Source organism: Actinocrinis sp. (assembly GCF_035938995.1).
Classification (GTDB): domain Bacteria; phylum Actinomycetota; class Actinomycetes; order Streptomycetales; family Catenulisporaceae; genus DASZGI01.
Window position 1 is genome coordinate 1 of the sequence record NZ_DASZGI010000331.1, and the last position, 4,408, is coordinate 4,408.

The window sequence follows — 4,408 nt, forward strand, 5'->3', positions numbered from 1 at the left end:
GGAGGTCCTGAAGTTGCAGGACGGTCGGATCGCGCTGCGCCAGTCCACCGACCCGGCGGGTCCTGCCCTGGTGTACACGGCCGGGGAGATGACCGCGTTCATCGAGGCGGCCAAGACCGGCGCCGCCGACTTCCTCCTCGACTGACCGGCCGTCGCTGCAAAGACGCAGCGGTGGCCGGAATCGTCAGGCGACGAGGACAACTTCATATGCGCCAAGCAAATAAGTGAAGTGAATAAGCTTTTCCGGTAGTGACCGCCGGGCCGGTTGCGGGCCCCACCCCCACGCCTTACCCCCACAGGCTGAGGGCCCGTATCCGGCCCGGTTTTTTATCGAAGCGTCCTTTGTCGATGTGTCGCCGTCATCGTCACAGTTCGTCGACGTGAACCGGGCGGCGGCCCGCGGCGAAGAGCGGATGCCATAGTCTGCTTCAGGGACCGCTCCGACGAGAATCGACGAGGGGGCCGGGTGGCCGAGCGGACGGTGGCCGACAAGCCGTCGGCGATGCGTCGGCTGCTGCGCCGGGCGGCTGACGCCGTCTCAGCGGTGCGGGATCTCGGCGAAGGCGAGGATCGGCTTCACGAGGCGGTCCGCGCCGCCCATGCGGAATATCGCACGGCCGAGGCGCGGCGGCAGCTGGCCGACATGCCCGTCACCCGCCTCACCGACGTAACCAGCACGCGTCTGCCCATCGCGAAGCTGCAGAAGGCCGGATACGAGACCGTCGGCTCTGTACTGGAGACTTCTGCGGCCCACCTGGCCGCGGCACCCGGCATCAGCGGCCGCGGCGCCCGCTACACCATGGCCGCCGCGCAACGGATCGCCGCGAACGCCGAGGACGACATCAAGGTCACCGCCGACCTCGACACCGGCGACGAACGCGCCGTCGCCCTGCTGTCCGCGCTGCATCAAGTCCACGGCGCCGAGCGGACGCTGACCCGCCTGCGCGAACCGGCGCGGAAACTGGGCGAGCAACTCGCCGCGCTCGCCGACGCGGCACAACCGCTGCGCAGCCGGGTGCGCCGGGCACTGGCCGGGGCCGAGCGCCGCGAACAAGCGCGTGACGCCGCCGAACGCATCGAGGTGCTGCTCGACGAGGCCGAGTCCAAGGGGCGGCTGGACCGGATCGCGACCGCTAACCAGAAGCTGCGCGCGGCCCCGGCCAAGCCCGCCCGGGTGCGCAAGGACTTCGAGCAGAACGCCGCCCGGTACTTCAGCACCCTGAGCCGGATCGTCACCACCCGCGTCGACGGCGACGCGGCCCGCGGCTTCCTGCCCGAGGACCTGGCCGAGCGAATAGCGCGGCAGGAGCTGGACACGACCCATCTGAAGGTGTCCCTGCGCGGCTACCAGGAGTTCGGCGCCAGGTTCGCGCTCGCCCAGCGCCGGGTGATCCTCGGCGACGAGATGGGCTGTGGCAAGACCGTCGAGGCGATCGCCGCGCTCGCCCACCTGCACGCCGCAGGACAGCGCCACTTCCTGGTGATCTGCCCGGCCAGCGTTCTGATCAACTGGATGCGGGAGGTGTCCGCGCACAGCACCCTGCGACCGCACCGGATGCACGGCCCGGACCGCGACGCGAACACCGCGGCGTGGGTGGCCCATGGCGGTGTCGGCGTGACGACCTTCGAGGCCGTCCAGAGCCTCGACATCCCGCGCTCGGTCCGCATCGCCATGGTGGTCGTCGACGAGGCGCACTACGTCAAGAACCCTGATACGCAGCGGTCGAGGACCGTGCGCGCGTGGACGGCGCGCGCCGAACGGGTGGTCTTCCTCACCGGCACCCCGATGGAGAACCGCGTCCAGGAGTTCCGCAACCTGGTCGGCTACCTCCAGCCCCGGCTGGTCGATGAGGTGCACGACGCGGACGGCGTGGCCGGGTCGCGGGCCTTCCGGCGCGCCGTCGCACCCGCGTACCTGCGCCGCAATCAGGAGGACGTGCTCGCCGAACTGCCGGAACTGGTGCAGGTGGACGAATGGGAGGAGTTCGGCCCGCAGGAGCTCGCCCTCTACCGCGAGGCGGTCGCCGCGCGCAACTTCATGGCGATGCGGCGCGCCGCCTACGCCACCGGCAGCGCCAAGAGCTCCGCGAAACTGCGCCGCCTGGTCGAGATCGCCGACGAGGCGCGCGACTCGGGCCGCAAGGTCGTGGTCTTCTCCAACTTCCGCGACGTGCTGGACGCCGTCTGCGAAGCGCTCGGCGGCCGCGCCCTCGGCCCGCTGACCGGCTCCGTGCCGCCGGCCCGCCGCCAGGAGATGGTCGACGCCTTCGCGAAGGCGAACGGCCATGCGGTGCTGGTCAGCCAGATCCAGGCCGGCGGTATCGGGCTCAACATGCAGGCCGCGTCAGTCGTGATCCTCTGCGAACCCCAGGTGAAGCCGACGCTCGAGACGCAGGCGATCGCGCGGGCGCACCGGATGGGCCAGATCAGCCGGGTGCAGGTGCACCGCCTGCTGGTCGCCGACAGCGTCGATCAGCGGATGCTGGAGCTGCTGGACGCGAAGACAGCGCTCTTCGACGCGTTCGCCCGCCGCAGCGAACTGGCCGAGACCACACCGCAGGCCCTTGACTTGACCGAGACGGCGCTGGCCCGGCGCGTCGTGGACGCCGAGCGCGCGCGGCTCGGGATCGACGAAGCGGGGGAGCAGCCCGACGGCGTGGAACGGGTTGGTTGAGCACGAACGCGTCTCGGTCATGCAGAAGCGTGTAGCCGCCTTCACATCGCTGTGGAAGTATTTCCGCGGACGCACCTGGAGCGAGTCGGTGGGGTGGAGTCGGCCTGCCGGTCGGCTGGGGAGGGTTCTGGGAGGCGGCGCGGGTGGGCATGGAGCCGTTGTCCGGTGACGATCCGGCGCAGATCGCCGGATACCAAGTGCGCGCCCGGCTCGGCGCGGGCGGCATGGGCAGGGTGTACCTCGCCTACACCCCGGGCGGTCGGCCGGTCGCCCTCAAGATCGTGCGCCCGGAGTTCGGCGCCGACGCGGACTTCCGCGAGCGGTTCCGGCGCGAGGTCGGTGCCGCGCGGCGGGTGCACGGGCTCTACACCGCCCAAGTCCTCGACGCGGACCCGGACGCCACCCCGCCGTGGCTCGTCACCGCCTACGTCCCCGGCCCGTCCCTCCAGGAGGCCGTCAAACAGCACGGACCGATGCCGCCGTCCTCAGTGTTCTCCCTTATGGCGGGCGTCGCCGAGGCGCTCGCCGCGATTCACGCCGCCGGGGTGGTGCACCGCGACCTCAAGCCGTCCAACGTGCTGCTCGCTCCGGACGGCCCGCGGGTGATCGACTTCGGCATCGCGCAGGCCGTGGACGAATCCGCGCTCACCCGGCTGGGCATGCGGGTCGGCTCGCCCCAGTTCATGGCGCCCGAACAGATCCAGGGCCAGCTCCCGACCCCGTCCGTGGACATGTTCGCGCTCGGTCATCTGGCGGCGTACGCGGCGCTCGGCCGTTCGCCGTTCGGCACGGGAGACCCGGCTGTGGTCTTCCCCCGCATCCTGCATCAGCCGGCTGATCTCGGGGACTGCGCCCCTCCACTGCGGACGCTGATCGAGCGGTGCCTGAGCAAGGACCCTCAAGCGCGGCCGACCCCGGCCGACGTCATCGCCGCGTGCCGTGAATACCAGAGCCCTCAGACGGTGCAGGTGATCGGCACATGGCTGCCGCCATCGATGGCCGCCGCCGTCGCCGGCCACCTTGCGCCGCCCGCCCCGACGCTTCCACCATCCCCCTACGCCTATGGCCCGACCGCGCCTACGGGGACACTGTCGCGGCTCTCGCGTGCCAGCATGACCAGAGCGGTCACTGCCGTCGCGATCATCGGCGCCGTGGCCGGCGTGAGCATCGTCCTGCTGCACGATCGCAACAACGGCGGTACCCCGACGTCGCAGCACTCTTCGTCCACGTCCACGTCCGCGACGGCGGTCACCTCCGCGCACGCCGCCGCGGCGGCCACGACGCCGACGCCGGCGCCGAGCCCGACCTCAGGGCTCGATCCGTGCGTGATAGGCACCTGGGCGCCCGTGTCCGAGGACGTCACCAACACCATCAACGGCAACCCCGTGCAATTCAGCGGCCTAGGGCCCAACGAGACCTACCGATCCGACGGCACCCTCATCGCAGACTACGGATCAAGCACCGGCTCCGTGTTCACCGCAAACGCCGGCGGCGAGTCGTGGGAGGAGATCGTGCGCGGCACTGCCACCGCCCAATACGAGACCCGCAACGGCACGCTCTTGGACAGTGACATCCGTCCGGTCGGGACCTGGACCCTCTACGAGAACGGGGTCTATAACAACAGCGGAGCGCTCACGGTCGAAACCGCGCCCACACCGTACACGTGCACGCAGAACACGCTGAAGATCTACCCGCCGAACGGCTCACTCGTGCTCGACCGCACGAGCCCGTGAC

3 protein-coding genes are annotated in these 4,408 nt (G+C 70.7%); all 3 read left to right on the top strand.

The genetic code is table 11. The features are described from left to right. The coding region (locus tag VGZ32_RS28915) for a DUF397 domain-containing protein (RefSeq protein WP_349263728.1) at positions 1-145 on the top strand (145 nt) is incomplete at its 5' end. A gap of 321 nt (positions 146-466) precedes the next feature. Further along, positions 467-2,674 (top strand): DEAD/DEAH box helicase, encoded by a 2,208-nt coding sequence (locus VGZ32_RS23870; protein ID WP_326888412.1) that lies wholly within the window; start codon positions 467-469, stop codon positions 2,672-2,674. 149 nt (positions 2,675-2,823) lie between these two features. Next, complete coding sequence (locus VGZ32_RS23875) at positions 2,824-4,407, top strand: serine/threonine-protein kinase (RefSeq protein ID WP_326888413.1); 1,584 nt, start codon at positions 2,824-2,826, stop codon at positions 4,405-4,407. Position 4,408: the final 1 nt, after the last annotated feature.